Origin of the sequence: Microcystis sp. M53598_WE2 (assembly GCF_030067735.1) — a bacterium.
GTDB classification, from domain to species: Bacteria; Cyanobacteriota; Cyanobacteriia; order Cyanobacteriales; family Microcystaceae; genus Microcystis; species Microcystis aeruginosa.
This window is the reverse complement of the sequence record NZ_JASJFE010000649.1, coordinates 1-2,466: the sequence shown is the minus strand read 5'-3', so window position 1 is coordinate 2,466 and position 2,466 is coordinate 1. Positions and strand designations below refer to the sequence as shown.

The 2,466-nt window shown below is 42.1% G+C and carries 3 protein-coding genes; 1 reads left to right on the top strand and 2 read right to left on the bottom strand.

Going from position 1 to position 2,466, the window contains the following annotated elements; all coding sequences use genetic code 11:
• Positions 1-324: metal ABC transporter solute-binding protein, Zn/Mn family (locus PX636_RS13175; protein ID WP_288117533.1), on the bottom strand; the 324-nt coding region annotated here is incomplete at its 3' end.
• Positions 325-458: 134 nt separating this feature from the next.
• Here PX636_RS13175 and thrS point away from each other — a divergent pair.
• Positions 459-2,258 (top strand): threonine--tRNA ligase, encoded by a 1,800-nt coding sequence (gene thrS / locus PX636_RS13170; protein WP_002797962.1) that lies wholly within the window; start codon positions 459-461, stop codon positions 2,256-2,258.
• A gap of 86 nt (positions 2,259-2,344) precedes the next feature.
• Here the strand turns inward: thrS and PX636_RS22900 are convergent.
• Positions 2,345-2,466, bottom strand: a 122-nt coding sequence (locus PX636_RS22900; RefSeq protein ID WP_502882884.1) for a DUF7219 family protein, incomplete at its 5' end; no start/stop codon positions are given.

Sequence of the window (2,466 nt, the reverse complement as noted above, 5' to 3'; positions counted from 1 at the left end):
TCCCACAGCCACTTTTTTAGCTTTAACTGCCGTAGAATTGATCATTTTAATTAACCCCGGTTCGAGATTATAACCGTTATAGAGAATTAAATCGGCTTTTTCTAAAGCGACACTATCGGCGGGAACTGGTTCATAAACGTGAGGATCATCCCCTGGTTTTAAAATGTCTTGATGGTCAATTTCTTCACCGCCCACTCGTGCGGTTAAATCGGCGATAATTGTGCTGGTGGAGATTACCTTGGGTTTTTGGTTATCGGTGGTGTTAACTGAGGGATTACAAGCAACCAATCCCAAAAATAAACAGGATAAAATTAGTTTTTTCATCGGGAAATAGAGATGAGGGTTTAGAGATTAGAGATGAGGGTAAATGGCATTGATATCTATCTTGATTTTTTTCCTGACTAAAGACTCCTTTTACCATTAAAATAGAGAATAGAGAAGGTGTAAATTGAAGAGATATGGATAACCAAGCCCCGATTAAACTACCGAAAACCAGCGAATCCGACCACCTCAAGCGCATTCGTCACACCACCTCCCATGTTATGGCCATGGCGGTGCAGAAATTATTCCCGAAAGCCCAAGTTACTATCGGGCCTTGGACTGAAACCGGATTTTACTACGATTTTGATGTGCCGGAACCTTTTACCGATAAGGATCTCAAGGACATCAAAAAAGAGATGGTCAAAATTATCAATAAAAAACTGCCGGTCATTCGCGAGCAAGTTTCTCGGGAAGAGGCGGAAAAGCGCATTAAAGCGATTAATGAAGCCTATAAGCTGGAAATTCTGGCGGGAATTCAAGAACCCATCACCCTTTATCATCTTGGTGACGCTTGGTGGGATTTGTGCGCCGGTCCGCATCTAGATAATACAAGCGAACTAGACCCAAAAGCGATCGAATTAGAGACGGTAGCGGGTGCTTATTGGCGCGGGGATGAGAATAAAGCCCAATTACAGCGCATTTACGGCACAGCCTGGGAAAATCCCCAACAATTAGCCGAATACAAGCGCCGCAAGGAAGAGGCCCTCAAACGGGACCATCGCAAATTAGGCAAAGAATTAGGTTTATTTATTTTCTCTGATTCTGTCGGGCCGGGATTGCCTTTATGGACACCGAAAGGAACTTTAATTCGTTCTTTGTTAGAAGATTTTCTCAAAAAAGAACAGTTAAAACGCGGTTATTTACCCGTAGTTACTCCCCATATTGCTCGCGTCGATTTGTTTAAAATTTCCGGTCACTGGCAAAAGTACAAAGAAGATATGTTTCCCATGATGGCGCACGATGAGGAATCTGCTAGTAAGGAAATAGGATTTGTCCTCAAACCGATGAACTGTCCTTTTCATATTCAAATCTATAAAAGTGATTTGAGATCCTATCGGGAATTGCCGATGCGTCTGGCAGAATTCGGTACAGTTTACCGTTACGAACAATCGGGAGAATTGGGAGGATTAACTAGAGTTCGCGGTTTTACCGTCGATGATTCCCATTTGTTTGTCACTCCCGAACAATTAGACAAGGAATTTTTAAGCGTTGTTGATTTAATTTTGACGGTGTTTAAGAGTTTACAATTAAAGAATTTTAAGGCGCGATTGAGTTTTCGTGACCCCGAATCGGATAAGTATATCGGTTCCGATGAAGCTTGGGAAAAGGCAGAATCAGCGATTAGAAAAGCGGTGCAAACTTTGGGGATGGATTATTTTGAAGCCCCCGGAGAAGCGGCTTTTTATGGTCCAAAATTAGACTTTATTTTCCAAGATGCCCTCGAAAGAGAATGGCAGTTAGGAACGGTACAGGTAGATTATAATTTACCCGAACGTTTTGAGTTAGAATACGTTGCTGAAGATGGTAATCGTAAACGTCCGGTGATGATTCATCGCGCACCTTTTGGTTCTTTGGAACGTTTAATCGGTATTTTAATCGAAGAATACGCAGGCGATTTTCCTCTTTGGTTAGCCCCTGTCCAGATACGATTATTACCGGTTAGTGATACTCAATTGGATTACGCTAAAGAGGTGACAGCGAAAATGCAATTGTTAGGAATTCGCGCCGAAACCGATACCAGTGGCGAACGTTTGGGTAAAATGATTCGCAATGCTGAAACTGCAAAAATCCCCGTGATGGCAGTGGTGGGGGCAAAAGAAATGGAAAGTAATAGTTTAAGTATTCGCACCCGTGCCACGGGCGATTTAGGAGTAATTAGCGTCGAGGAAGTGGTGGCAAAATTAGAAACTGCCATCCAAAATCACGGTAATTTTTAAGCGTTTGCTTATCTAATTCTATGGGGCAGAAAATATTTCTGTCCCAGTATTTTTTATCAAGCGAGGAGATTTTTCCTGATTACCCTTTAGGTATCATCATCTTTTTGAAAGGGATTTTCCCCAATGCCTAGGCCTTTTTTGCTCTGTTTTAAGTCTTTCCAGAGGGCTTTAATTTTTTGGTAGGCTTCTAGAGAACTGATTTTGCCCC